This is a genomic window from Streptomyces sp. NPDC046866 (assembly GCF_040704625.1).
In the GTDB taxonomy this organism is placed as follows: Bacteria; Actinomycetota; Actinomycetes; order Streptomycetales; family Streptomycetaceae; genus Streptomyces.
In genome coordinates this window covers 1-24,379 of the sequence record NZ_JBEYXN010000011.1, presented here as the reverse complement: position 1 = coordinate 24,379, position 24,379 = coordinate 1, and the positions used below count along the sequence as shown (strand labels likewise).

The window sequence follows — 24,379 nt, the reverse complement described above, 5'->3', positions numbered from 1 at the left end:
CGACGCCCGGGCCACCGGGGCGGGGAGGGCGGCGGGGCGGCGCGCCCCTGTCGGCCTCCTGCGCTACTGCTGGCGCAGGGCCCAGCCCCGTTCGCGCAGCTCGGCGGTGAGGGCGGCGGCGGCCCTCGGCTCGACCATCAGCTGGACCAGGCCGGCCTGCTGTCCGGTGGCGTGCTCGATGCGGACGTCCTCGATGTTGACCCCGGCCCGGCCCGCGTCCGCGAAGATCCGGGCGAGCTCGCCGGGCTGGTCGCTGATCAGCACCGCGACCGTCTCGTACGGGATGGGCGCAGCGCCGTGCTTGCCCGGCACCCGCACCCGGCCCGCGTTGCCGCGGCGGAGCACGTCCTCGATGCCGGCGGCTCCGCCGCGCCGCTTGTCCACGTCGGCCGACTCCAGGGCGCGCAGGGCGTCCACCGTCGCCTGCAGGTCGGCGGCGATCCCGGCGAGGACGTCGGCGACGGGGCCCGGGTTCGCGGAGAGGATCTCCACCCACATCCGCGGATCGGAGGCGGCGATCCGGGTCACGTCCCGGATCCCCTGTCCGCACAGCCGTACGGCGGTCTCGTCGGCGCCCTCCAGGCGGGCCGCCACCATGCTGGACACCAGCTGCGGGGTGTGGGAGACCAGCGCCACGGCGCGGTCGTGCGCGTCGGCGTCCATGACCACCGGGACGGCCTTGCACAGGGCGACCAGCTCCAGTGCGAGGTTGAGCACCTCGTGGCCGGTGTCGCGGGTCGGGGTCAGCACCCAGGGGCGGCCCTCGAAGAGGTCCGCGGTGGCGGCCAGCGGCCCGGACCGCTCCTTGCCGGCCATGGGGTGGGTGCCGATGTACGCGGAGGCGTCCACCCCGAGGGCGGCGAGCTCGCGGCGCGGGCCGCCCTTGACGCTGGCGACGTCCACGTACGCGCGGGCGATGCCGCGCCCGATCGCGTCGGCGAGGGTGGCCGCCACGTGGGCGGGCGGCACGGCGACAACCGCGAGGTCCACCCGGCCGTCGGGGGCCTCGTCGGTGCCCGCGCCGAGCGCGGCGGCCGTACGGGCCTGGGCCGGGTCGTGGTCGGCGAGGTGGACGGTGACGCCGCGCGCGGACAGGGCGAGCGCCGCCGAGGTGCCGATCAGTCCGGTTCCGATGACGACGGCGGTTCTCACGTGGCGCTCCAGGGGTGGAAAGATCGGCAGGTCAGGGCCAGCGTAGCCAGCCGCGGCCGGACTCGTGCCCGGCGGTCCGTCAGATGGGACGGACCGCCGGATTCCGGTTCAACGGGGCACGGGGCAGGCAGGCAGGCAGGCACGCACGACGCGCAGGGACGGCCGGCCGGCCGCCGCTGCGGTAGAACGGTCGGCATGATCTTCCACATCGTCCCGCTCTCCGAATGGACCGCCGCGCCCGAGCTGCCGTACGCGCCCCCCTCGCTCGGCTCCGAGGGGTTCGTGCACTGCTCGGCCGACCGCCCCACGGCCCTCGAGATCGCCGACGCGCACTACCGCGACGTGCCGGACACCCTCCTGGCCGTCGAGCTCGACGAACGGGCCCTGACCTCCGAAGTCCGCCGGGAGGGTGAATCGGGCGGGCGCTACCCGCACGTCCACGGCCCGCTGGACCGGGCGGCCGTGGTCCGGCTGTGGGAGGTCGTGCGCACGCCGGGCGCTCCGGCGCAGCTGGCTCCGTGGGAACCGGGCACCTGATCCGGCGGCGCGGCGGGCTTCACCCGGGGCCCGCCAGGCGCCAGGATGCTCCTCGCCATCCCGGCACCGAACGAGGAGCAGCCCATGAGCGACCCCACGCGCACCCCCCGACGCACGGTCCTGGCGGCGGGAGCCGTCGCAGCCCTGGCCGGCGGCACGCTCACCGCGTGCGGCGAGGACGGCAAGAAGGCGGCGGAGCAGCCGAAGAACGAGCCCGGCGGCGCCTCCACCCCGCAGCCCGCCACCTCGGCGTCGAGCGGGGGCACGGGGACGGTGCTGGCGAAGGCCTCGGCCGTGCCGGTGGGCGGCGGCACCGTCCTGAAGGAGCAGAAGCTGGTGGTGACCCAGCCGACGGCCGGCTCCTACCGCTGCTTCACGGCCGTGTGCACGCACCAGGGGTGCCTGGTGAACAAGGTGGAGAACGGCACGATCGACTGCCCCTGCCACGGCAGCAGGTTCCGGGTGACGGACGGCGCGGTCACCCACGGCCCGGCCACCCGCCCGCTGGCGGAGCAGAAGATCACGGTCACCCCGCAGGGCGACATCACGCTGGCCTAGCCGGCCGCTAATCCCGTCGCAGGGCACGCCGGAACCCGCCTAAGCTCCGCCAATGACCGATGACACCGCCCCCACTCCCGCCTCGCAACGCCTCCCCCGTCACGCCCTGGTGCGCGACCACACGGTCTACGCGTGCGTGATGGGCTCGCGGGCGTTCGGTCTGGCGACGGAGGCGAGCGACACCGACCGGCGCGGTGTCTACCTCGCCCCCACGCCGCTGTTCTGGCGCTTCGAGAAGCCCCCGACCCACGTGGAAGGCCCGCGCGAGGAGGAGTTCTCCTGGGAGCTGGAACGCTTCTGCGAGCTGGCCCTGCGCGCCAACCCGAACATCCTGGAGTGCCTGCACTCCCCCTTGGTGGAACGCCTGACCCCGGTGGGCGAGGAGCTCCTGTCGCTGCGCACGGCGTTCCTCTCGCGCCGGGCCCACACGACCTTCACCCGCTACGCGAAGTCCCAGCACGGCAAACTCCTGGCCGACGTCCGCCTCCACGGCGCCCCGCGTTGGAAGCACGCCATGCACCTGCTGCGCCTGCTGCTGTCCTGCCGCGACCTGCTCCGCTCGGGCCGCCTGGAGATCGACGCCACCCCGTACCGCGACCGCCTGCTGGAGGTGAAGCGCGGCGAACTCCCCTGGCCGGAGGTGGACGCCTGGATGACCCGCCTGTCCGCGGAGGCAGAAGCGGCCCTGGCCGCCTCCCCCCTCCCCGAATCCCCGGACCACACCCGCATCGAATCCTTCCTCACCCACACCCGCCGGGCGAGCGCCCTGGCGTGAACCCTGGACAAAGGGGCCGGCCCGGACTGCGCACAGTCCGGGCCGGCCGGGTTTCACACCGAGCAGCAGATCAGCGATGGCTGACGAGGACGTGCGCGTCCCCGTTGCCGGTCACGGCGATCCCCGCGTCCTGGGCGTCGAAACCGGGCGCGATCCAGCTCTGCCAGCTCCCACTGGCGTAACGGGCGTTGTGGTAGACGGTCCCGCCGGTCCCCACGGCGACGAGTTGGGCATCACCGTTGGGAGCGGCTGCGATCGCCACGCTCGTGGCGTTGTCCACGTAGCCGATCGGCGCCCAGCCCTGCCAGGTTCCGTCGGTGCGGCGAATGTCGTGGTACTGGCGCCCGTCGTTGCCCACGGCGACGAACTGGGCGGTGCCGTCCGGCATCCCGGCGACTGCCACCGCCGATGCGACGAATTCGGGGCCGCCCTGGTAGCCGCCCAGTCCGTTCCAGCTCTGCCAGCTGCCGTTGGGGTAGCGAATGGCGTGGTAGAGCTTGTGATCCAGTCCGATGATCATCACGTGCAGGTCGCCGTTCGGCGTTGACGTCGTGGCGACGGCCAGCGCGCTCCAGTTCGAGACGGCGTTCCAGCCCTGCCAGTTGCCGTTGGCGTATCGGATGGTGTGGTAGATCCGGTTGTCCGTGCCGATCGAGACGACATGCGCGTCACCGTTCGACATCCCTGCGATTCCCTCGCGCTTGGAACCCCAGGTGGTGTTGTAGCCGCCGGTGCCCGGCACCGCCTGCCAGTTGCTCCAGTAGCCGTTGGAGTACCGGATCCGGTGGTAGAGGTTTCCGTCGAGTCCGGTACCCAACGTCTGCACCGAGCCGTCCGGGCTCGAGGCGATGGCCTGCTCACTGCCCTGGAAGTAGCCGGCTCCCCCGACGCCGTTCAGCGGCCTGAACGGGGCCCAGCCACCGGACGGCGACCGGATCGAGTGGAAGAACGCCCCTGCGGGTGCGGGGTTGGAATCCGAGCCTGCCTTGACGGTGCCCAGGGAGATCCAGCCGGCACTGCTGGCGGTGTCCCCACCGTTCCAGGCGTGCACGGCCGCGCTGTCGTTCGGGCCGGCCAGGATGTAGTCGGCGTTGGCATCAGGGGTGAAGGCGCCGAACTGTACCAGCTGGTAGTTGGTGGTGAACCCAGTTGTCACCTGGCCCAGCGACTTCCAGCCCCCGGCGCCGTCGCCCCCCTGGTTCAGCGAGACGTCTACTGCTCCGTCGCTCTTGATGAGGTAGCAGTCAGCCTTTCCGTCACCGTCGTAGTCGGCCCAGCGGACGCTGTAGCGGTGGCGGTCAAGACCAGCGGCCACTTTGCCGCGGGCCTGCCAGCCGCCGCTACCGTCACCACCCCTGTTGAGGTGGACGGTCACTTCGTCGTTCTCGGCGAACATGAGGTAGTCACTCTTGCCGTCGCCGTCGAAGTCGGCCAGTCGGACCCTGGCGGGATCCGTGGTCTGGCCTGCGAACACCTGGCCGATGTCCTTCCACCCCCCGTTGCCGCCGCCCTTGTTGAGGTGGACGTTCAACGAGCCATTGGCGTTGAGCACCACGTAGTCGGCCCTGCCGTCGCCGTCGAAGTCGGCCAGGCGTACGTGCGTCCGGTCACTGATACGGCCGGGGAAGGAGGAGACTCCCATCCAGCTCCAGCCGCCGCCGCTCTCACCGCCGTTGTTGATCCACACCGAGAGGGCGCCGTCGTCGGCGATCACGACGTAGTCGAGCTTGCCGTCGCCGTCGAAGTCGGCCCAGCGGACTCGGTCGTTGCCGTTGCCGACCTCGTTGCCGGCCACCGGGACGCGGGGCAGCTGGGTGGCTATGACGAACTCGGCGCCGAAGGACAGGCCATTGGCATCGGGCGCCGTGCCCGACCACCCCACGACCTTGTTGTCCGGCTTGCGCGCCCAGAGATCCGGCAGGCCGTCACCGGTGATGTCACCGACGCTGCCGAGGGCCGGGTAGACCGCTTCGCCGAAACCGGAACCGATCTTCACGCGGGCGGCGGCGTTGCCCCAGGTCGTCGGGTCGAGGTTGCCGTCCGGGCCCTTGCTGCCGTACGTACGGAAGACGTCCCCGGTGGCGTTCTCCCGCAACCAGAGGTCCGGGACTCCGTCGCCATTGAGGTCACCCGGGGCCACCACGGTGAACTTGTCCCAGTCGCCGTTGCCGACGAGAACGGGGTCGCCGTTGTCGTTGAGGGTGTTGTAGATGCTGCCGTAGTAGGCCCACAGCTGCTTGCCCTGCTTGACCAGGACGTCCGGAGTACCGTCACGGTTGAGGTCGCCGGGGGTCACGACCTGTTCGGCGTTGTACCAGTGGTCGTTGCCGTTCCAGTCGTCACCGTAGTCGCATCCCGCGGCCGGGTCCTTCTCAGGGCAGCTGACGGTGAGCTCGACGCGGTTGTTGACGATCGAGCCCTGGCCGTTGTTGGGGTACGTCCACAGCTTCTTCTTCTTGGCTGCGCCGACGTACTCGAGGGAGAGGAGATCGTTGTAGCCGTCTCCGTCCCAGTCACCGTGGGAGCCGGTCTGCGCCCCGCTGAAGGTCATCCCGTCGGCGGCCGGGGACGCCGCGAACTTCGAGTTGCCCTGCCCTGCGTAGGTGTAGAGCCGGCCCTTGGTGTCCACGGACCAGATGTCCCGGAGGCCGTCGCCGTTGAGGTCGCCCGGCCCGTCCTGGGAGGTGGAGCGCCCGGCGTAGAAGCGGTAGGTGGTCGTGTCCGACCGGTTTCCGGCTTTGTCGATGCTGTAGGCGTAGACGGAGTGCGGTCCGTACCCCGGCGGAGTGACGGTGGCGCTCGCCCCGGGGGCCACCGGCTTGAGACGCGGCTCGAAGTCGGTGTAGTACCAGATCTCCTTCACATCGGGGACTCCGTTGTCACCGAAGGTGAAGGTGCCGGGGGTGCGGGCCTTGCCCGTGGTGGCGGGCCACCCGTTGGTGCCGTCGGGGTACTGGCTCGAGCTGACCACGGGGGGCTTGCTCGGCCGGGTCCGGTCCACCTGGAAGCCACACGTGGCCGACCACGCCGACGTCGCGTTGTCCTGGTCCTTAGCCCGGACGTTCCAGCTGTAGCTGCCCGTCGGCAGGGTCTCGTCGGGAATCGTCCACGTCACGACCCGGCCCTTGAGGGCCGGAAGCGCCTGCGTCGCGATCGGGGCGGCCTGACCGGCCTTGAACAGCTGGAACTCGGCCTGCAGGTTCCCTCCGTCCGCATCGTCGAGCGTGGCGTACACACTGATCCGCGCGTTGCCGACGACGCCGCCGTCCGTGCAGGAGGTCACCGGGGACGTACCCAGGGCCGAGGGAGTCCGCGGCGGATTGTTGTACTCCGTCTCGAGCGTGATCGTCTTGGGGTCGAAGCGCTTCCACTGGTAGACGTCCGACTCGTCCGACGCGTACAGCCCCATGGTCACCGACGACCAGCCGTTGGAGGCCGAGGCCTGGGCGAGCCTCGTCGTGTCGAACTCCAGGTTCCCGGCGGCGCAGTCCGCTCCCCAGCCCTTGGCCTCCTTCACCGTCTGGAGGTGCTGGACTCGGTTCGGCTGGTTGTTCCACGTGGTGGACGGAGAGATCGAGCCCGTCTGCCACAGCTCCACCGGCGTCTTGGTGCAGGACCAGGCCCACGTCTCCTTGACACGGAAGGTCGACTTGATGACCTGCGTGCCCTTCAGGTTGGACGTGTCGAGCTGGAAGAAGGAGCGTGAGAGCCCGTTGGTCTCGCTCTCGTGGCCGACGCGGACGTCCTCCTTGGTGTTCCAGTACGACTTGTTGGGCCAGCTCCGGTAGGCCCATGCCCAGTTCTGCTTCTCACCCCAGGCGACCGAGGGGTCGATGTACACCGGGTACTTCGTCGCCGCGTCGGCCAGCAGCGCCTGGTCCGGCTTGATCTCCAGGTTGCCGCCCGAGACGGTGGTCGGCATCTGCGCGTTCTTCGCCCCGGACGGTGCCACGAACACGTCTGAAGGAGCCGGCGGCGTGCCACCGTCGGCGGCTGCCGCCGAAGAGGCAGCGGCCCCCTTGGCCGCGGCGGGTCCGGCGGCGCCCGCAGTGGTGGTCGAGTCCCACATGGACGGCGCGGCAGCTGTGAACACCGTCTGACCTGCCGGGTTGGCAGCCTTGATCAGCCCCGTCGTGGCGTCCGTGGACACGTTCAGACCGACGGTGTCGAGCTTGAACTTCAGGGTGGCGAGTTCGGGGTTCTTGGCCGCCGCCGCGGTCTTCACCACCAAGAGCTGCGAGAAGCCCTCGACCTCCGCCTTCAGCTGGAGATCCACATCGGGCAACACGTTCGCGTACGTCGCCACGTTCCCGGCCAGCGTCGGCTTCGGCAGGGCCTTGGGCCAGGTCAGGGACAACGTGCGGCCGTCCTTCACGCCGGACAGCAGCGGGCCGGTGCCCCCGCCGGAGAAGACCACCGAGACCGAGGCCGCCTTGGAGACCACGGTGCCGTTCGCCGCGAACTGCAGCGTCGGGTCGGCAGCCACCCAGGCAGTACCGCGACGCACCCGCACGGTGGTGCCGTACCGCTTCACGGACCACTTTCCGGTGGGCAGTGCCCAGGTGTCCGACGACGCGGTCCGGGCCGAAATCAGCTCGTATGGCTGGCCTGTTTCTTTCGCTTTCTTCAGAGCGAAGTCCTGCTCGCTCATAGAACCGTCGACAACCGGATCGGCCGCCGTAGCAGCGATTGCCGCCGTCGGCTCCAGGACGGCCAATCCGGAGCCAATTATTCCGCCTGCGAGAGCAAGCGAGCATCCAGCCAAGAAAATGCGCCTGCTACGCAGATCTCGACGGGGTGTCCCCTCCGCCATTCAATCCCCCACACATAAAGCCAGCGTATATCCCGCGCGACTCTACCCGGTGGCGCCGACAGGCTGCAGGCCGCTCCACCTGCACGTTTGCAGGACACATGGCACGCATGTCCGATTTTGGGACAGTAGATCACATATATATTTCCTTGCTCCGACGTGCCCGTTTCACGCACCAGAGGCACGACCATAAAGTCAGTGCCTCCTGTTAGTCTGCGCCCGAATATCCAAAATCGCAGTTGGGGTGGGGTGTGAGAAGATTTCGCATGCGAGGACTTTCGGCAGCATTGGCTGCCGCTGTTCTCGCGAGCGTGCTGCCCAGCGCAGCCGTAGCAGCGGAAGGCAAGAATGGCCCGCCGCTGCCGGCGCTCAAGCAGCCGAAAGCGGTCAAGGTGACCAAGGTCGCCACCGGGGGTGCCAAGCGCCGGGACGCGGCCGCAGAGAATTCGAAGAACAAGCAGAAGACGAAGGCCAGTTGGCCGTCGGCCGGTTCGGCCGAGGTCTCCCTGGCCACCGGCGGGCAGGCCGGCAGGCTGCCGGTCGTGCTCTCCCCGGCAGCGGCGGGCCTGTCCAAGTCCGTCCTGCTGAAGAGCAGCCCGGCGGTCGGCATCACGGATCCGGGCCGGGTCAAGGTCGCGGTCGCCGATCACGGTGCCGCCCGCAAGGCCGGCATCGACGGCGTCCTGCTCTCGCTGGCCCGCACGGACGGCGCCGCACGCACCGTCCCGGCCGAGGTGGAGGTGGACTACAGCTCCTTCCGCCAGGCCTACGGGGGTGACTACGCCGCGCGTCTGCACCTGGTGGAGCTGCCGGCGTGTGCGCTGACCACTCCCGAACGCGCGGAGTGCCGTACCCAGAAGCCGCTGCAGACGAAGAACGACACCCGTGCGGGCAAGCTGTCCGCCAAGGTCGACACGGCCGGCGCGCCGGCAGCAGCGGCGAAGACCGGCAAGGGTCCGCAGTCCGCGCCGGCAGCAGCGACCGCGGGAGCCACCGTCCTGGCCGCCACGGCCGGCGCATCCGGCCCCACGGGCGACTACAAGGCGACCTCGCTCCAGCCCTCGGGTTCCTGGAACGCGGGCGGCTCGACCGGTGCGTTCTCCTGGTCCTACGGCATCGGCGTGCCGACCGTGCCCGGCGGCCTCGACCCGAAGATCTCGCTGGCTTACAGCTCCCAGAGCGTGGACGGCCGCACGTCCGCCTCGAACACCCAGGCCTCCTGGATCGGCGACGGCTGGTCCTGGGAGCCCGGCTTCATCGAGCGGAAGTACAAGTCCTGCGAGGACGACAAGACCGGCGGGACGAACACCACCAAGGTGGGCGACCTGTGCTGGTTCAACGACAACGCCACTCTCTCGCTCGGCGGCAAGTCGACCGAGCTGGTGTACGAGAAGGACAAGGGCTGGCACCCGGCGTCCGACTCGGGCGAGAAGGTCGAGAAGCTGACCGGCGCCTCGAACGGCGACAACGACGGTGAGCACTGGCGGGTCACCACGATCGACGGAACCCAGTACTACTTCGGCCTGAACCGCCTGCCGGGGTGGAAGGACGCCTCGACGCCGACGACGAACTCCGCCTGGACGGTCCCGGTCTTCGGCAACCAGTCGGGGGAACCCTGCTACAACTCCTCCTTCGCATCCGGATGGTGCCAGCAGGCCTGGCGCTGGCAGCTGGACTACGTGGTCGCTCCCGGTGGGGACGCGATGGCGTACTACTGGAAGACCGAGACGAACAACTACGGCCGGAACGTTTCCTCGACGACCGGCAAGGCCACGGTCACCCCGTACATCCGCGGCGGCTGGCTGGACCACATCGACTACGGTCTGCGCAACGACTCCGTCTACACCGCGAAGGCGATGGGACAGGTCACCTTCGACGTGTCCGAGCGCTGCCTCAACAGCTGCGGCACCTTCGACGAGGCGAACGCGAAGAACTGGCCGGACTCACCCTTCGACCTGTTCTGCAAGGACGGCTCGACGGAGTGCAAGGACCAGTACTCGCCCACGTTCTGGTCTCGGATGCGCCTGACCGGCATCAACACCAAGATGCTCACGGGTGGCGCGTACCAGGACGTCGACTCCTGGGCCCTCGAACAGAGCTTCCCGCCCTCGGGCGACGGCATCTCCACCCCGATGTGGCTGAAGTCGATCAAGCGGACGGGCAAGGCCGGCGCCGGGGCGGACGTCCCGCTTCCGCCGGTGACCTTCGCGGGCGAGCAGCGGCCCAACCGCGTCGACAAGACGGGCGACGGCCTGGCTCCGTTCATACGCCTGCGCATGTACCAGGTCACCACCGAGACGGGCGGCACCATCGGGGTCACGTACTCCCAGCCCGACTGCACCGACACGACGCTGCCCAAGCCGGACGAGACGAACACCACCCGCTGCTACCCGGTGAAGTGGGTGTTCGAGGGCGACACGGCGAAGCTCGACTGGTTCAACTCCTACGTGGTCACCCAGGTCGTCGAGGGCGACAACCTGGCCGACTCCCCGGACAAGGTCACCTCGTACGACTACCTGGGCGGGGCCGCCTGGGCGAAGAGCACCGACGAGTTCACGAAGTCCGAGAACCGGGTCCACTCCGTCGCCCGCGGTTACGAGCGGGTCCAGACCCGTACCGGTGCCGCGAACGACGCCAAGTCCCTCTCGGAGACGCGCTACTTCCGAGGTCTGGACGGCAAGGAGGTCAAGGATTCGGCCGGCGTCGCGGTCATCGACCGCGAGGAGTTCGCGGGCACGCCGCGCGAGACGGCGACGTACAACGGCGACGACACCACGAAGCTCGTAACCGCCACCTCCACCACCCCCTGGCGTTCGGCCGCGGTGGCCACGAGGAAGCGCGACGGCCTGCCGGACCTGGTCTCGTACAAGACCGGCACGGAGAAGCAGTCCACCCGTACCACGGTCACCGGCGGTGTCAGCACGGTCGAGTCGACCAGCCACTTCGACGAGTACGGCATGATCGACTCGATCTCCGAGACGGGTGACACGGCGAAGGCCGGCGACGAGAAGTGCACCACCACCTCGTATGCACGCAACAAGGACACGTGGATTCTGAACAAGGTCAGCCGCGTGGAGACCGTCGCCGTTGCCTGCGGCGCGGCGGTGAACCGACCGGCCGACGTCGTCAAGGACGTCCGGACGTACTTCGACAACGGTGCGCTGGGAGCGGTCCCCGGTCCCGGCTTGACGACGAAGATCGAGACGATCAACGCCAAGGGCGACGGCTACGACCCCGTTTCGTCCGTGCCGAGCACGTGCGGTGCCGCGAAGAACCAGCTCTGCTACGACATCTACGGCCGCCAGCTCGCGTCCGCGGATCCGTACGGCCAGATCACCACGACGCTCTACACCCCGGCCACCGGTGAGGCGCCGACTTCGCTGGTCGTCACCAACCCCAAGGGCCACGTCACCAGCTCGGTCATAGACCCGCTGCGCGCCCAGCCGCTCCAGGCGACCGACGCCAACGGCAAGGTCACCACCACGGAGTACGACGCGCTGGGCCGTGTGACGAAGGTCTGGGCACCGAACCGTGCCGCCGCGACCTATCCGGACGCACCGAGCAGCAGCTTCGACTACCTGATCCGCAACGACGGCCCGGTGGTCGTGACGTCGAAGACGCTCACCCACGACTACAAGTACGCCGTCTCCTATTCCATCCAGGACGGCCTGCTGCGCGAGCGGCAGACCCAGACGCAGTCGCCCGACCTGGCCGGTCGGCTGATCAGCGAGACCTTCTACAACACCCTCGGTCAGGCGTGGCGCACCTCGGGCGTCTACTACGCCGAAGGCACGCCTACCGGGCAGCTGGTGACGGGGCAGGAAGCCGCCTATCCGGCCTCCGCGGACACCCTGTACGACGGTGTGGGGCGCGTCACGGCGGTCATCGCGAAGAAGTTCGGCACGGAGACCAAGCGGACCACCACGACGTACACGGGTGACACGACCACGGTCGTCCCCCCGGAGGGCGGCACGCCCAGCACGACCGTGGTGGACGCCCTCGGCCGTACGGTCGAGCTTAAGCAGTACACGGACCCTGCTCTCACGACCTCGCAGTCGACCCTGTACGCCTACGACACCGCCGGAAGGCTGGCCCAGGTCACCGACCCGAGCCAGGCGAAGTGGACCTACGTCTACGACGTCAGCGGCCAGCAGATCGAATCGACCGACCCGGACAAGGGCACCACCAAGACGGTCTACGACGTCGGCGGCCGTCCCACCGACGTCACCGACGCCCGCAACATCACGCTGCACACCGACTACGACGAGCTGGGCCGTGTCACGGCCACCAAGCAGGGCACCACGACCCTCACCGCGACGGTCTACGACACGGTGGCGAAGGGCCAGCCGACAAAGTCGACGCGATTCGTCGACGGCAAGGCGTTCGAGTCGGAGGTCCTTTCCTACAACGACCTCTACCAGCCACTGGCCACGAAGGTGACCATCCCCGCCACCCCCGACACCGGGGCGCTGGCCGGCACCTACCAGTGGACCAACACCTACAACATCAGCGGTCAGGTCCTGACCACGAAGCAGCCGGCCATGGGCGACCTGCCCGCGGAAACCGTCGGCAGCACCTACAAATCGGTCTCCGGCCTCCTCAACACCATGGGGGCCGGCAGCAGCCGCCTGGTCTCGGCCATGACGTACGACCACTTCGGCCGCAGCACGCGGCAGGAACTGGGCGCGGCGGGCCAGCGGCTGTACCGCTCGACGGAGTACGACGAGCACACGGGCGCGGTCACCCGCGCGTACACGGACCGCGATGTCGCGCCTCAGCGCATCGAAGACACCAAGTACGGCTACAACCCGGCGGGGGCCATCACCTCGATCGCCGCGGCCTACGGCCAGGACACCACGCGTAGCACCGACACCCAGTGCGTCAACCTCGACGCGCTCAACCGCATCACGCAGGCCTGGACCAACAAGGGCGAGACCTGCGCCGCCACCCCGTCGGCCACGGTCATCGGTGGCGAGGACCCGTACTGGACCACGTACACCTACGACGCGGTCGGCAACCGCAAGACGGAAGCCAAGCACAAAACGGCCTCCGGCCCCACGGCGGACACCGTCCGCACCTACACCCCGCCCACCGCCGGCAAGCACGACCTGCTCAAGGTCACCCAGACCGGCACCGACCCTCACGAGGAGACGTTCACCTACGACGCCTCGGGCAACACCAAGAGCCGCAAGACCAGCGGGAGCGCCGAAACCCAGTACCTCACCTGGGACGTCGAGGGTCACCTGAAGTCCCTCGACCAGGGCACGTCGAGCAGCTCCTTCCTTTACGACACGAGCGGCCAGCGCCTGCTCCGCAAGGACTCGACGGGTACCACTCTCTACCTCCCGGGCGGCAACGAACTCCGCCTGGACAAGGCCGGCACGGTCAAGGCGACGCGCTATTACGGCGATGTCGCCATGCGGGAGAACGGCAAGCTGACGTTCCTCCTGTCCGACCACCACGGCACGGGCACCACCCAGATCACGGCGGACACCACGCAGGCGGTCACCCGCCGCAAGACGGGGATCTTCGGCGAGGAACGCGGCACAAAGCCCACGACGTGGGCGGGTGACAAGGGCTTCGTCGGCGGCACCAAGGACACCGACACCGGCCTGACCCACCTGGGCGCCCGCGAGTACGACCCGCTGATCGGCCGCTTCGTCTCGGTCGACCCGATCATGGACCTGACGAAGTCGCAGCAGATGCACGGCTACGTCTACTCCAGCAACAACCCGGTCTCCCTGACCGACCCGTCGGGCCTCCAGGAAACCGACTGCTATTACGGCCACTGCGACGGCCACCTCAACCCCCGCGACGACAAGAAGGATGCGAACGACCCGACCCGCAAGAAGCCGATATCGGGCGGTTACGACAACCCGCACAACAACGGCCGCCCGACCATCAACGACCGCTACTGGCTCACGCCGAACCTGAAGCCGATTCCGCTGCCGAAGAAGAACGTTCTGAAATTCATTCAGATCTATCGGCAGAACCTGAATATTCAACTGAAGTTCACAGTGGAGGACTCGCCGGAGGCCCTCTGGGTCGCCCAGACGACAGCAATGCTCAACGCATGCGAGAAGGTCGACTGCAGAGGCGAAGACCTGGCTCGCGTCACCATGCTCAACCAAGAGGCGAAGCTGGCAAGCGGAGATGTGGCGCCATACGACATCCCCGGCGGCAGTCCTGGCGGAATCAGACTTCGCGATGGACTGAGGGAGAATGGCAAAGTAAGGACTGGGGGATCCAACTGCTTCCTCGCCGGCACGGCCGTCCTGATGGCCGATGGGACCACCAAGAAAATTGAAGAGATTTCGGTCGGCGACGAAGTCCTCGCCGTGGACCCAAGGAGCGGCGAATCCGGACCGCATGCCGTAACCCAGCTGATCCAGTCGCAGGGCCAGCGGGACCTCAACGAACTGTCGATCGAAACACCGACGGGCACTGAGCAGCTCACCGCCACGCACGACCACCCGTTCTGGTCCCCCAAGGACAACAGCTGGATCCACGCCGGAGACCTCACTCCTGGCATAAGCCTTCTCACCGACGAAGGCGAAGAGGTCCGCATCACGGGCAACCGGGCTTTCACCGAGTATGTGAAGACGTACAACTTCACTGTCTCAGGCGTGCACACGTACTATGTGCTGGCGGGAAAAACTGCCGTACTAGTCCACAATTCATGCGAACCGATCGTAGCCAATGGCGCCTCACTTGAGGGCATGACGGTGTCCGAAATGACACGGATTCAGAACGCCGCCAACAGCAGGGGGGTGAGTATTGCGGTTGTTGGAAGTCGCGTCAAGGGGCCCAGGTCAACGAGCAACCCGAACGGATACCACGCAGAGTCGGACTGGGACTACGTGATTACCGGCATAAATAGCCGCACAAAAAGCAGGATCTCAAGCTCCCTGCCAAAGGCAGACGTGAGTCTCGGCAGGGGAAGAAGGCAGGACATATTCACCGGCCAATTGGTGGAAACCGAACCCTACGTAATGTTTCACCCCCAGAGGTAGATGATGCAGCAGCGCAAGAACGAAAGCCGACTCCTGGCAATTGACGGAAACTACGCCGTCGTTCAGGTCGGGGGCAGGAACTTTCCCGCCGCCGCCATACAGGGAGATTCCCTCAAAATTCTCCAGGAAACTCTACAGGAACTAGCCGACTCTCTTGATTCCGGCGACATCGAGGAAGCGAGATTTCCACTGAGGGAAGCGAAAGAAACCGTCGATGAATTGCTGGACCTGTACGAAAAAACTTCCCGTCAACTTGGCTTCAAGTTGCCATATGGAACCTAGCCCAACAGCGTCGGACAGCTGATACTGGCGGGCCGCCCTTCGCGGTGGCCCGCCACGAGCCGATGGGTACGAGAGCCCGCTGGTACGCTGATACATATCGAGTGGTGTCGTCTCCGAGGGAACCGTCTTCGAACCGCGGCTCGGTCTCCAGATGGCTGCGATGGACGCCACGGTCCGAGCTTCGTCCCGGGCCTACATGCCCGCGGCCACGGCAGAAAGAGGCCGTTCTCCAGCTACATGCCGAAGCACGCACATTCGGCTTCAAGGCTCGCGCCTAGGGTCTGTTGTGAAAGCGGATCTTGTTCGTTGATGATCACGTCCTGTGGGACGTGGGGATCTGACGAATGGGCAGTGGGCCCGGCTTGAGCCGTTGCTGCCGCAGGGCATCAAGCCGGGCCGGCCGCAGGTATGGACGCGGCGGCAGCTGATAGACGGCATACGGTGGCGGACCCGCACCGGCGCCCCCTGGCGTGATGTGCCCGAACGCTACGGGCCCTGGGACCGGGTCTACGACCTGTTCCGGCGCTGGCAGCGAGACGGCACGTGGTCCCGGATCCTTACCCAGCTCCAGGCCGAGGCGGACGCCAACGGCCTGATCACCTGGGACGTCAACGTCGACTCCACCGTCTGCCGGGCTCACCAGCACGCCGCCGGAGCGGCCAAAGGGGGGACCTCCAGAAGGAGCCGCCCGGCGGAGTCTTCGTCGAGCCGGCCGACCACGGACTTGGACGCTCCCGCGGCGGGCTGACCAGCAAAATCCACCTTGCGGTCGACAGGGGCAGAAGCCCTTGTCGGTGGTCATTACTGCCGGGCAGCGGGGTGACTCGCCGCAGTTCGAGCCGGTCCTGGAGGCGATCCGGGTGCCACGGCTCGGGTTCGGCAGGCCGCGCAAGCGCCCGAACCGCGTCCGTGCGGACAAGGCGTACGACTCCCGCAGCAACCGCGTCTACCTGCGCAGACGCGGTATCAAGGCCACCATTCCCGTGCCCGCGGACCGGGTCCGCAACCGCCTCAAACGCGGTTCCCGCGGCGGGCGGCCGCCGAAGTTCGACAAAAACGACTACAAGCAGCGGCACGCCGTCGAGTGCGGGATCAACCGCCTCAAGCGCCACCGGGCCGTGGCCACCCGGTTCGACAAACTCGCCGTCCGCTACGAAGCGACCGTGCTGGTCGCAGCCATCAACGAATGGCTGTGACCAGCACTTTCACAACAGGCCCTAGGGCTTGCCGAGACCACTGTCGTGAGTAGACAACCTGTCTCCAGTGCGTCAATGTAGCGCAGTGCCGCCTCCCGCTACTGAGCACCCGCACAGCTGATGCTCAGGATATCCGGTCGGCAGCTTCAGTCACTCACTCCGCCGTTGCGCGGTGGCGAGCACGCCATGGAGGTATCCCCCGAGTTCCTGCCGAATGGCTGGACAGGAACTCAGGTTTGTTTCACGCTTTCGCTCAGGCGTCCCAGAGGGTGGCGAAGGTCAGGAGGTCTTCGCGGTATTCGATGCGGGTGGTCCAGTCTTCGGGCCAGGCCGCGGCGCCGAGGTGGGCTCCGGCGAAGGCGCCGGCGAGGGCGGCTATGGAGTCCGAATCGCCTGCCGTGCAGGCGGCGCGGCGCAGGGCCGTGACCGGGTCCTCCGGGAAGAGCAGGAAGCACTGGAGGGCCGTGGCGAGGGCCTCCTCCGCGATCCAGCCGTCCCCGGTGGTGAGGCACGGGTCCGTTTCCGGGGAGGGGTGCTTCAGGGCTGCTGCCAGGCGGTTCAGCGCCTCCAGGCATTCGTCCCAGCCGCGGGCGATGAAGGACTCCGGGGTGGCGTCCGCGGTCGTGCGCATCCACAGGTCGCCGAGCCAGCGCTCGTGGTAGCGGGTGCGGTTGTCCAGGGCGTACGAGCGCAGGCGCCCCACCAGGCCCGTCACCTCCGTGCCCTGGGCCAGCAGGTACACCGCCCGGGCCGTCAGGTCCGAGGCCGCGAGGGCGGTGGGGTGGCCGTGGGTCAGGGCCGACTGGAGCTGGGCCGCGCCGGCGCGCTCCTCGTCCGTCCAGCCGGGGACCAGGCCGACCGGCGCCACCCGCATGTTGGCCCCGCAGCCCTTGGAGTCGATCTGGCTGGCGTCCCGCCAGTCCCGGGAGGGGTCGTTGAGGAGACTGCACGCCACCAGACAGGTGCGGCCCGGGGCCCTGTTGTTCTCCGGGGAGTGGTACCAGTCCACGAACTCTGAGCGGACCGGGCCGGTGAGGCGGTGGGGATCCACGGGTGCGGCCTCCGTCGCCGTGCGGATGCCGCGGGCCAGGGCCAGGGTCATCTGGGTGTCGTCCGTGACGATCGCGGGGCGCGGCAGCCGCATCTGCCGCCACGGGCCCGTCTTCGCCAGGATCGACGGGACGTCGTTGAACTCCGTCGGGAAGCCCAGGGCGTCGCCCAGGGCCAGGCCCAGCAGGGCTCCCGTGGCCGCCCGCTTGTGCAGGGTCATGGCGCGTTTCCTTCCGTGGGGCGGAGCAGGGGCGGGTGCAGGGTGGTCGCCGGGCCCGCCCGGTACAGGGCGGCCGGTTTGCCGCGGCCGCCGGTCAGCCGGGCGGCTCCGGGTACGGCCTCGACGAAGCCGGGGGTCGCGAGGACCTTGCGGCGGAAGTTGGGGCGGTCCAGGGCGGTGTCCCAGACCGTCTCGTAGACGGACTGGAGCTCGCCGAGGGTGAATTCGGGCGGGCAGAAGGCCGTGGCCAGGCAGGTGTACTCCAGCTTCGCGCCGATCCGGGAGCGGGCGTCGGCCAGGATCACCGCGTGGTCGAAGGCCAGGCCGGGGGTGCCGTCCACCGGCACCCAGCGGGCGCGGTCGGCGTCACCGCCGCCTCCCGCGGCCGGCTCGGGCATGTCCGGGACCAGGGCGGTGAAGGCCACCGAGACCACCCGCATCCGCGGATCGCGGTCGGGGTCGCTGTACGTACGCAGCTGCTCCAGGTGGAGTCCGGAGACGACCGGCTCGGGCAGGCCGGTCTCCTCGGCCAGTTCGCGCCGGGCGGCCGCCTCCGCGGACTCGCGGGGCAGCAGGAACCCGCCGGGGAGCGCCCAGGCTCCGGCGTACGGGTCCTGCCCGCGCCGGATCAGCAGCACGTGCAGCGCCCCGCCGCGGACCGTGAAGACCGCCAGGTCGACCGTCACCGCGAACGGCTCGAACGCGGACCGGTCGTAGCCCTTCACCGGTTCTCCGGCAGGGGGTCCGCGAAGTGCCAGCCGCGGTCGAGCAGTTCGTCCACGGCGGCGACCGCCGTCTTCAGCCGCGCCTCGCGGTCCCCGCGCACGACGAGGAAGCGCCTGCCGGTCCGGTGGAGCTCCTCGCGGAAGCGGTCCGTCATCCAGGGCCGCAGGTGCGGCCCGTCGCGCAGGCCGTCGTCCTCGAAGGGGACGTCCGCGTGGTCGGTCAGAAGGTACAGGTCGCGGGGCCGCAGGGCGGCGATCCGCTCGACCTCCGCATGGCGGCCCCCCACGTACCGCTCGTGCCAGATGCCGGTCGCGAAGGAGTCCGTGTCGCAGAAGAGGACGGGCGAGCCGGCACGGGCGGCCTGCTCCTCGTCCTCGTCCTGCCTGCGCGCGATCAGCGGGAACTCCTCCGCGGTGAAGGAGACGTCCTCCCACGTGGCCGCCGGGTCCGCCGCGCGCGCCGCCGCCAGCTTCTGCTCGCTGTACGTGCGCCCGTACTCGGCAACCCAGCCCGTCGCGGCCCACACCCCGCCGCGGCCCCGGTAGTGGGCGGCCAGGTCCTGCGAGAGCGTCGTCGTGCCGGTGGACTCGGCGCCGAGTACGACGACCCGCCGGGCGAGGGAGGCCCGTACGGCCGGGCCCAGGTACTCCCAGCAGCCGGCCGGGTCCGCCCGCACGGCCGTCCCGGACACCGGGAAGCGGATCCGGTCGGGGTCCACGCAGACCTCCTCGGCGCCGAACCGCCGGGCGAGCTCGGCGCCGTACGCCTCGGAGGTGAAGACCGCGTCCACCGGGCCGGGCACCGCGCCGCGGAAGACGGCCATGTGGGCCTCCCAGACCGCGGGGTCGTGCAGGTCGACCGGGATGTCGTCCACCGCCCCGACGACCTCGGCCCCCGGATGGGCCTCGCGCATCCACGCCACCCGGTCGGCGAGCGGCACCGACTCCACGGAGGCCGCGCACACCAGCACCGTCAGCCGCTCGCACTGCGCCTGCGCGGTGCGCACCAGGTGGTGGTGGCCGGCGTGCGGCGGGTAGAACTTGCCGAGGACCAGCCCGTGCCCGTACCGCCTGCGCTCCGTGCCCGGCGTGCCGTCCGTGCCGTGCCCGTCGTGCGTGCCCTGCCTGTCGTGCGTGCCGTTCATGCGGCCGCCCCCGCGCTCTGCGCCGTACGGGCGCCGCGCGCCGGGAGCGTACGCCGCCAGCCGAGCAGCCCGACCACGCACAGCGCGAGGAAGCCGGCGTACAGGACGGAGGTCAGGTACAGCCCCTTGTAGGCGTAGAGCGGGATGTAGACGAGGTCCGCGGCGATCCACAGCCACCAGGACTCGACGAGCTTGCGGCACTGGCCGTACGTGGCGGTGAGCGAGAGCGCGGTGGTCAGCGCGTCCCAGAACGGGACGGTCGAGTCCGTGGCCCGGTCGAGCAGGAGCGTGAGGGCGAGCACCCCCACCGCCCCCGCCGCGGCCAGCGCGGCCCATTCGGTGCGGGTGGTGCGGCGCACCGGAAGGGCTCCGGCGGTTCCTGGTCCACCCCCGTGGGTCCAGGACCACCAGCCGTACGCGGCGAGGGCGATGAAGACGATCTGCAGTCCGGCGTCGGCGTACAGGCCGGACCCGGTGAACAGCACGATGAAGAAGACGTTGTTGGCGATGCCGATCGGCCAGTTGGCGATGTGCTGCCGGGCGACGAGCCAGACGCACAGGGCTCCGGTCGCGAAGCCGAGGACCTCGGTCCAGCTGATGGTCCAGCTCATGACGCGCCCCCTCCTTTAATAGTCATCCTGACTATAAACAGGGGTGGGGGTGCACGGCAAGGTCTCGGACATGCCGAAAGCCCGTACCGCCGGGGGCAGTACGGGCTTTCGGGGCGTGCGGGGCGTGCCCGCGCGCGGGGCTGCCTACAGGCCGACCTCGCGCATCAGCATGCCGACCTCGGTGTTCGTCAGGCGGCGCAGCCAGCCGGACTTCTGGTCGCCCAGCTCGATCGGCCCGAAGGAGGTCCGTACGAGCTTCTCGACGGGGAAGCCGGCCTCGGCCAGCATCCGGCGGACGATGTGCTTGCGGCCCTCGTGGAGGGTCACCTCGACCAGGTAGTTCTTGCCGACCTGGTCGACGACGCGGAAGTTGTCCGCGCGCGCCCAGCCGTCCTCGAGCTCGATGCCGTCCTTGAGGCGCTTGCCGATGTCGCGCGGCAGGGAGCCGGTGATCGCGGCGACGTAGGTCTTCTGCACGCCGTACTTGGGGTGCGTGAGGCGGTGGGCCAGCTCACCGTGGTTGGTGAGGAGGATGATGCCCTCGGTCTCGGTGTCGAGCCGGCCCACGTGGAACAGGCGGGTCTCGCGGTTGGTGACGTAGTCGCCGAGGCACTGGCGGCCGTCCGGGTCCTCCATGGTGGAGACGACGCCGGCCGGCTTGTTCAGCGCGAAGAACAGGTACGACTGGGTGGCGACGGTCAGGCCGTCGACCTTGATCTCGTCCTTGGGCTGGACCCGCTTGCCCTGCTCGGTGACGATCTCGCCGTTGACCTCGACACGGGCCTGCTCGATCAGCTCCTCGCAGGCGCGCCGCGAGCCCATGCCGGCCCGGGCGAGGACCTTCTGCAGCCGCTCGCCCTCCTGCTCGGCGCCCGGGAAGGTCTTCGGGGTCCGGATGACCGGCTTGTTCGCGTACCGGTCCCGTACGCGCTCCTCGATCCGGGCGTCGAGCTCGCGCGAGCGGGAGGGCGCGCCGTAGCCGCCGCGCTGGCCGCCGCCCTGCCCCTGGCCGCGCGCGCCCGCACCCGGGCCCTGGCCGCGGCGTCCGCCGGCGCCCTGCCCGGGCTTCTTCGGGCCGCCCTTGGCTCCGCCCCGGGCGTCGGCGCCGCGGGCGCCGCGGCTGCGCTCGCCCTCGGGGCCGACGTCGTACAGGCGCTCCTCGGGGCGCGGGCGGCGCGGACGCTGCGGCGCGCCGCCCGCCCGGTCGTCGCGCGCGTTGCCGGCGCCGCGGTAGTTGCCGCGTCCGCGTCCGTCTCCGCTCTTGCGGCTGCCGCCGCCGCCCGTGTTCCGGTTGCCGCCGTTGCCGTTACCGCTGCTTCGCATCAAAGTTCCGTCGTCTTGTCGTCTTCTTCGGTGTCCGGTGCGTCCGGATCGAACGACGGAACACCTTCCTGCGTCTCGGCTTCGATCGCGTCCGCCTCGGGGAGGAAGGGCGCGAGCTCCGGGAGCTCGTCCAGGCCTCGCAGGCCCATCCGCTCCAGAAAGTAGTTCGTCGTCCTGTACAGGATCGCACCTGTTTCGGGTTCCGTGCCCGCCTCGGCCACCAGACCCCGCTGCAGGAGGGTGCGCATGACCCCGTCGCAGTTCACTCCGCGCACCGCCGAGACGCGCGAGCGGCTCACCGGCTGGCGGTACGCGACGACTGCGAGGGTCTCCAGCGCCGCCTGGGTGAGGCGGGCCTGCTGGCCGTCCAGGACGAAGCGCTCGACGGCGGACGCGTACGCGGGCCGGGTGTAGAAGCGCCAGCCGCCGGCGACGAGCCGCAGCTCGAAGCCGCGCCCCTGGACGGTGTACTCGTCGGCCAGCTCGCGCAGGGCGCCGGCAACCTCCCGCGGGGTGCGGTCGAGGACCTTCGCGAGGTGGGCCTCGGTCGCGGGCTCGTCCACGACCATGAGGACGGCCTCCAGGGCGGGCTTCAGCGGGGGCCGGTCCGTACCGCTGTCCGTACCGCTGCCCGTCCCGCCGGCCGTTCCGCTGCCCGCCGCGCCGCTGCCGCTCATTCCTTGTCCTCCACGATCCGGTCGAACTCGTCGGTGACGGCGGGCATGCCGTCGCCGTCCCCGCCGCTCCAGCGGACGGTGAGCGTCCGCAGTGCCTCCTCCTGCTCCAGCGCGACCGCCTTCTCCCGGTAGAGCTCCAGGAGGGCCAGGAAGCGGGCGACGACGGTCAGGGTGTCGTCCGTGTCCTCGGTGAGCTCCTGGAAGGTCGCCGCGCCGCGGGCCTTGAGGAGGGCGACGACCACGGCCGCCTGCTCGCGCACGCTGACCAGGGGGGCGTGGATGTGGTCCACGTAGACCTGGGGCTCGGCCTTGGGCTGCATGGCCTTCACAGCGAGGCGGGCGAACCCTTCGGCGCCGATGCCGATCACCACCTCGGGGAGCAGGTCGGCGTGGTGGTCCTCGAGGCCGACGGTGCGGGGGTGGCGGCGGCCCTCGTCCTCGGCCCGCTGCTCGAAGATCGCGGCGATCTGTTTGTACGCACGGTACTGGAGCAGGCGCGCGAAGAGCAGGTCGCGGGCCTCGAGGAGGGCGAGGTCGGCCTCGTCCTCGACCTCGGCGGCCGGGAGCAGGCGGGCCGTCTTGAGATCGAGCAGGGTCGCGGCGACGACGAGGAACTCGGTGGTCTGGTCGAGGTCCCACTCCGGGCCCATGGCGCGGATGTGCGCCATGAACTCGTCGGTGACCTTGGACAGGGCCACCTCGGTGACGTCGAGCTTGTGCCGGGAGATCAGCTGGAGGAGGAGGTCGAAGGGCCCCTCGAAATTGTCGAGCCGCAGCGTGAACCGGCCGTCGGGGGCGTACTCGGCGGAGCCGCCGCCGTCGCCCGGCGCCGCGGGCGCGGGTCCGCCCGCCGGGCCGGGGGCCCCGGCGGACTCCCCCGCCGGCCCTGCGACCGCGACGCCGTCCGGTGCGGGGGCGGGCTCGTCCGCGCGGGAGGCCCGGGCCGGCGCACCGGGTCCGGCCTGCGGGGCCTCGCCGACGTGCCGCCCGGCGGGATCGCCTTGCCGGGCGGCCCGGACGCGTCCTGCCGGGGCGGTGGTCCCGGGGGAGTCCTCCGGGTCCGGCCGGTCGTCCGGCCGGGCGGGGCGGGCGGCCCCGAGCTCCGGGGCCCCGGTCGGCGCGGGGGCGTCCCCGGGCTCCTCGGCGCGTACGACGGTGGGGGGCCCAGGCGGGGTCTGGGCGGGCGCGTGGGGCGCCCGGGGCTCCCGGGACGCCTCGGCCTCCGTACGCCGCTCAGCGGGCGCGTCAGGGGCTGCGGGGGCGGCCGGGACGCCCGGGCCGCGACCCAGGGGGCGGCGGGTCGAGCGTCCGGGTTCGGCGGGAGAGGGCATCGCGGTCCAGGTTGGTACGGATGGAGCGGCCGGGCGGGCCACGCCCAAGGCTGCCACGAACGGCGCCCCTCGCGGCCCGCGGACCCGCCCCCGGGCCCCGCCGCTCCGCGCGGGCTGCCCGGGCCCGGAGACCGCACCACGAAGCGGGCGCCGGCCCGGATCACGGCTCGTACCGGGCCGGGGGCCGCCGCTGCGCGGAGCGGCCCCTCCCCGCCCTTCCCCGTTCCCCGGGGCTCCGCCCCGGACCCCCGCCCGCTTCCGTAGCAGGAGGTCGCCACCGTCCGGCCCCGACGGCGATGGAGGCGCGGAGTCTGGGGCGAAGCCCCACGGGGAAGCCAGGCCCCACGTCGGCTGGCCCCGCCCGCTTCCGGAGCGGGAGGTCGGCGAAATCCCTCGCCGGAGACCGGGGCGCGGGGGCCGGGGCGGAGCCCCAGGCGAGTCGGGTGCGGCGGGCAGGAGCGCGGGCTGCCGTCTGGCCCCGGCTTCGGGTGCGGGAGCGGGAGCAGGGCAAGGGCCCTCGGGGCTCCGGTGGCGCGGCGCCCGGAAGCAGGCGCGCGGTCAGCGGCCGCGGAGGCGGCGGACCAGGATGCTGGCGTCGCCGCGGGATTCCAGGTCGGCCAGGACGACCGCGACCGCCTCGCGGACGATGCGGCCGCGGTCCACCGCGAGGCCGTGTTCGCCGCGGAGCACCAGGCGGGCGTGCTCCAGGTCCATAAGCTCCTCGGCGGAGACGTAGACCGTGATCTTCTCGTCGTGCCGTTCGCGCCCGCTGGGCCGCCGGTTCGCCCCACGGCCCTGGGACTTGCCCCGGGCCCCCCGGGAGGCCGGCGCGGGGGCCCCGGTCGCGGTGACAGAACCTTCCTGCGGCCGCCTCGGCGCGCCCAGCACCGGCCCGAGGCCCAGCGCGAGCTCCGCGTAGACGACGACGTACGCCATCAGCCGCGGCCGCGGCCGGACCAGGGCCTCGAAACCGC

General features: G+C 70.3%; 14 protein-coding genes and 2 pseudogenes. 6 read left to right on the top strand and 10 right to left on the bottom strand.

Annotation, left to right across the window (positions count from 1 at the left end; translation table 11 throughout):
* Window positions 1-63 precede the first annotated feature (63 nt).
* The gene (locus AB0953_RS17995; RefSeq protein WP_366860456.1) at window positions 64-1,152 is read right to left on the bottom strand and encodes a prephenate dehydrogenase; all 1,089 of its coding nucleotides are present in this window, start codon (window positions 1,150-1,152) and stop codon (window positions 64-66) included.
* Window positions 1,153-1,347: 195 nt separating this feature from the next.
* Here AB0953_RS17995 and AB0953_RS17990 point away from each other — a divergent pair, with 195 nt between their 5' ends.
* The 3 genes from AB0953_RS17990 to AB0953_RS17980 all read left to right on the top strand — a co-directional run bounded on the left by AB0953_RS17990 (window position 1,348) and on the right by AB0953_RS17980 (window position 3,022).
* Window positions 1,348-1,689 carry a DUF952 domain-containing protein gene (locus AB0953_RS17990; RefSeq protein ID WP_366860455.1) on the top strand — a complete coding sequence of 114 codons (342 nt, stop codon included), beginning with the start codon at window positions 1,348-1,350 and terminating at the stop codon, window positions 1,687-1,689.
* An 84-nt stretch (window positions 1,690-1,773) separates the two neighbouring features.
* Window positions 1,774-2,247: a Rieske (2Fe-2S) protein gene (locus tag AB0953_RS17985; RefSeq protein ID WP_366860454.1), complete on the top strand. Its 474-nt coding sequence runs from the start codon at window positions 1,774-1,776 to the stop codon at window positions 2,245-2,247.
* Window positions 2,248-2,299: 52 nt separating this feature from the next.
* Complete coding sequence (locus AB0953_RS17980) at window positions 2,300-3,022, top strand: nucleotidyltransferase domain-containing protein (RefSeq protein WP_366860453.1); 723 nt, start codon at window positions 2,300-2,302, stop codon at window positions 3,020-3,022.
* A gap of 70 nt (window positions 3,023-3,092) precedes the next feature.
* On the opposite strand, the gene AB0953_RS17975 is transcribed toward AB0953_RS17980, so the two are convergent.
* On the bottom strand, window positions 3,093-7,508 hold the full coding sequence (locus AB0953_RS17975) for an FG-GAP-like repeat-containing protein (RefSeq protein ID WP_366860452.1): 4,416 nt from the start codon (window positions 7,506-7,508) through the stop codon (window positions 3,093-3,095).
* A gap of 635 nt (window positions 7,509-8,143) precedes the next feature.
* Here AB0953_RS17975 and AB0953_RS17970 point away from each other — a divergent pair.
* The 3 genes and pseudogenes from AB0953_RS17970 to AB0953_RS17960 all read left to right on the top strand — a co-directional run bounded on the left by AB0953_RS17970 (window position 8,144) and on the right by AB0953_RS17960 (window position 16,323).
* Window positions 8,144-14,845 (top strand): polymorphic toxin-type HINT domain-containing protein, encoded by a 6,702-nt coding sequence (locus tag AB0953_RS17970; RefSeq protein WP_366860451.1) that lies wholly within the window; start codon window positions 8,144-8,146, stop codon window positions 14,843-14,845.
* Between the two features lie 3 nt (window positions 14,846-14,848).
* Window positions 14,849-15,127 carry a hypothetical protein gene (locus AB0953_RS17965; RefSeq protein ID WP_366860450.1) on the top strand — a complete coding sequence of 93 codons (279 nt, stop codon included), beginning with the start codon at window positions 14,849-14,851 and terminating at the stop codon, window positions 15,125-15,127.
* 322 nt (window positions 15,128-15,449) lie between these two features.
* Window positions 15,450-16,323 (top strand): annotated as a pseudogene (locus AB0953_RS17960) (IS5 family transposase).
* Window positions 16,324-16,576: 253 nt separating this feature from the next.
* On the opposite strand, the gene AB0953_RS17955 reads toward AB0953_RS17960, so the two are convergent.
* From AB0953_RS17955 to AB0953_RS17920, 8 genes and pseudogenes are all read right to left on the bottom strand, one after another.
* Window positions 16,577-17,593, bottom strand: coding sequence for an ADP-ribosylglycohydrolase family protein (locus tag AB0953_RS17955; RefSeq protein ID WP_366860449.1), 1,017 nt, complete (start codon window positions 17,591-17,593; stop codon window positions 16,577-16,579).
* The gene (locus AB0953_RS17950) at window positions 17,590-18,318 is read right to left on the bottom strand and encodes an NUDIX domain-containing protein (protein ID WP_366860448.1); all 729 of its coding nucleotides are present in this window, start codon (window positions 18,316-18,318) and stop codon (window positions 17,590-17,592) included. Before AB0953_RS17950 ends, AB0953_RS17955 begins: the two co-directional genes overlap by 4 nt.
* A complete protein-coding gene (locus AB0953_RS17945; protein WP_366860622.1) occupies window positions 18,315-19,373 on the bottom strand; it encodes an AAA family ATPase in 1,059 nt (352 codons plus the stop codon). The genes AB0953_RS17950 and AB0953_RS17945 overlap by 4 nt, the downstream gene beginning before the upstream one ends.
* Window positions 19,374-19,459: 86 nt before the next feature.
* On the bottom strand, window positions 19,460-20,074 hold the full coding sequence (gene pnuC, locus AB0953_RS17940) for a nicotinamide riboside transporter PnuC (RefSeq protein ID WP_366860447.1): 615 nt from the start codon (window positions 20,072-20,074) through the stop codon (window positions 19,460-19,462).
* 144 nt (window positions 20,075-20,218) lie between these two features.
* Window positions 20,219-21,397, bottom strand: a complete 1,179-nt coding sequence (locus AB0953_RS17935; protein ID WP_366860446.1) for a pseudouridine synthase — start codon at window positions 21,395-21,397, stop codon at window positions 20,219-20,221.
* Window positions 21,397-22,074, bottom strand: a complete 678-nt coding sequence (gene scpB, locus AB0953_RS17930) for an SMC-Scp complex subunit ScpB (RefSeq protein WP_366860445.1) — start codon at window positions 22,072-22,074, stop codon at window positions 21,397-21,399. Before scpB ends, AB0953_RS17935 begins: the two co-directional genes overlap by 1 nt.
* Complete coding sequence (locus AB0953_RS17925) at window positions 22,071-23,405, bottom strand: segregation/condensation protein A (protein ID WP_366860444.1); 1,335 nt, start codon at window positions 23,403-23,405, stop codon at window positions 22,071-22,073. Before AB0953_RS17925 ends, scpB begins: the two co-directional genes overlap by 4 nt.
* Window positions 23,406-23,963: 558 nt before the next feature.
* A pseudogene (locus AB0953_RS17920) lies at window positions 23,964-24,379 on the bottom strand (hypothetical protein); the annotation flags it as partial.

Bases quoted from the DNA above. Each gene is read 5' to 3' on its own strand.
- AB0953_RS17990 (WP_366860455.1), top strand. From the start codon at position 1,348: ATGATCTTCCACATCGTCCCGCTCTCCGAATGGACCGCCGCGCCCGAG.
- AB0953_RS17985 (WP_366860454.1), top strand. From the start codon at position 1,774: ATGAGCGACCCCACGCGCACCCCCCGACGCACGGTCCTGGCGGCGGGA.
- AB0953_RS17980 (WP_366860453.1), top strand. From the start codon at position 2,300: ATGACCGATGACACCGCCCCCACTCCCGCCTCGCAACGCCTCCCCCGT.
- AB0953_RS17965 (WP_366860450.1), top strand. From the start codon at position 14,849: ATGCAGCAGCGCAAGAACGAAAGCCGACTCCTGGCAATTGACGGAAAC.
- AB0953_RS17955 (WP_366860449.1), bottom strand. From the start codon at position 17,593: ATGACCCTGCACAAGCGGGCGGCCACGGGAGCCCTGCTGGGCCTGGCC.
- pnuC (WP_366860447.1), bottom strand. From the start codon at position 20,074: ATGAGCTGGACCATCAGCTGGACCGAGGTCCTCGGCTTCGCGACCGGA.
- AB0953_RS17935 (WP_366860446.1), bottom strand. From the start codon at position 21,397: ATGCGAAGCAGCGGTAACGGCAACGGCGGCAACCGGAACACGGGCGGC.
- scpB (WP_366860445.1), bottom strand. From the start codon at position 22,074: ATGAGCGGCAGCGGCGCGGCGGGCAGCGGAACGGCCGGCGGGACGGGC.
- AB0953_RS17925 (WP_366860444.1), bottom strand. From the start codon at position 23,405: ATGCCCTCTCCCGCCGAACCCGGACGCTCGACCCGCCGCCCCCTGGGT.